General features: G+C 63.0%; 3 protein-coding genes and 1 pseudogene. All 4 read right to left on the reverse strand.

The annotated features are described in order from the left end of the window. Nucleotides 1-212 (reverse strand): annotated as a pseudogene (locus tag ABIC03_RS39205) (IS66 family transposase); the annotation flags it as partial. 45 nt (nucleotides 213-257) lie between these two features. After that, nucleotides 258-605, reverse strand: a complete 348-nt coding sequence (gene tnpB, locus ABIC03_RS39210) for an IS66 family insertion sequence element accessory protein TnpB (protein ID WP_354066263.1) — start codon at nucleotides 603-605, stop codon at nucleotides 258-260. Continuing rightward, a complete protein-coding gene (gene tnpA / locus ABIC03_RS39215) occupies nucleotides 602-1003 on the reverse strand; it encodes an IS66-like element accessory protein TnpA (RefSeq protein ID WP_354066265.1) in 402 nt (133 codons plus the stop codon). Before tnpA ends, tnpB begins: the two co-directional genes overlap by 4 nt. Before the next feature lie 103 nt (nucleotides 1004-1106). Beyond that, nucleotides 1107-1353, reverse strand: a 247-nt coding sequence (locus ABIC03_RS39220; RefSeq protein WP_502917373.1) for an IS1096 element passenger TnpR family protein, incomplete at its 5' end; no start/stop codon positions are given.

The following is a 1353-nucleotide window of genomic DNA, read 5'->3' on the forward strand; positions in this document are numbered from 1 at the left end:
CGTGCCGAGCGCTCGGAGCGCTGCCCGTACAGTTCGCGTTTGAGCTTCTCGATCCGCAGCTCGAGATGCGCGATCAGTGCCTCGTTGTCCGACAGCTCCGCCCGCGCACTGGCAGCCACCGCCTCGGCGAGCAGCCGCGCCTCACGCTCGGCCTGCAGCGCCGCCAGGGCACTCGCAAGATCCGATGGAAGATCGTCCGGCTTCGATATCATGAAGCCATTGAATCAGATCAAGCAGCAGATTCAAACCCAAAACGGCTATCCGATCCGCGTCGGACGCTGGGCTTCTTGCGGGTTGCGCCAATCGATTCCGGACAACAGGTAGCTCATCTGCGCCGGAGAGATCGTCACTGCTTCGCCCGCAACCGAAGGCCAGATGAACCGCCCTCTCTCCAGTCTTTTGGTGAACAGGCATGCTCCCTGGCCATCGTGCCAGATCACCTTCACAAGATCGCTTCGGCGACCGCGGAAGACAAACAGATGACCGCTGAGCGGGTCCTTGCGCGGCACCTCCTGCACCTGGAGTGCCAACGTCGGAAAGCCTCGCCGCATGTCCGTGTAGCCTGTCGCAAGCCACACGCGCGCGCCCGTCGGAACCGGGATCATCGGCGCACCAGAGCCTCGAGAACGCGACGCAGGGCGTCTCCATCAACGTGGCCATCGACCCGGATGCGGTGCCCGCTACCAAGATCGATCTCGATGATGCCATGGCTCTTCCGTCGACGCGCCGCCGTCGTCGTCAATGGCGCTTCGGCCACCTCCCGCGGCGGCACAGACGACCCAATCTCGACCGGCACGAACGGCGCTATACTCGCTTCAGCGTGCTTGCAAAGCTCTTTGCGCCACCTGAACAGCTGGCTTACATGAAGGCCAGCCATGCGAGCCACCTCGGAAACGCAGGCTCCGGGCTCGAGCGATGCTGCAACAAGCCGTTCCTTCTCATCCTGCGACCACCGGCGCCGCCGCTCGACCGATGTGATCACCTCCGCCCTCGAAATCGTCATAGCGCTTCTCCTAGGATTACCCCTAGGACCTGCAGCGTTCGCGTCCGTCAAACAAGGCGGCCCTCAACGGAGGAATACGCCTGACGAGAGTTCCCAATGGCTTCTATTCGGCACGGCTCGTAAAGGTATAAGTGAATCGGTCCGCGCGCGTCAGGTTCTGCCCCGCCAAAATCGGCCGGACGTCCGCGGCGCTAGGAAAGTAGTGCACGCCTAGCAGTGGATAACCCGACACCACATCCAGGACCTGCGCCTGAGCCGGGCCCCAGCGGCGCATATTTTCGTGCTCCGGATGAGCAGGGTCGCTGATGGCGTCGAGGTATTCGGCATAGCCTGGCGCACCACCGACGTCT

Origin of the sequence: Bradyrhizobium sp. RT6a (assembly GCF_040547675.1) — a bacterium.
Classification (GTDB): Bacteria; Pseudomonadota; Alphaproteobacteria; order Rhizobiales; family Xanthobacteraceae; genus Bradyrhizobium.

What these genes read in the sequence shown, in the direction of transcription:
- tnpA (WP_354066265.1), bottom strand. Translation starts at nt 1,003, where the DNA reads ATGACGATTTCGAGGGCGGAGGTGATCACATCGGTCGAGCGGCGGCGC.
- tnpB (WP_354066263.1), bottom strand. Translation starts at nt 605, where the DNA reads ATGATCCCGGTTCCGACGGGCGCGCGCGTGTGGCTTGCGACAGGCTAC.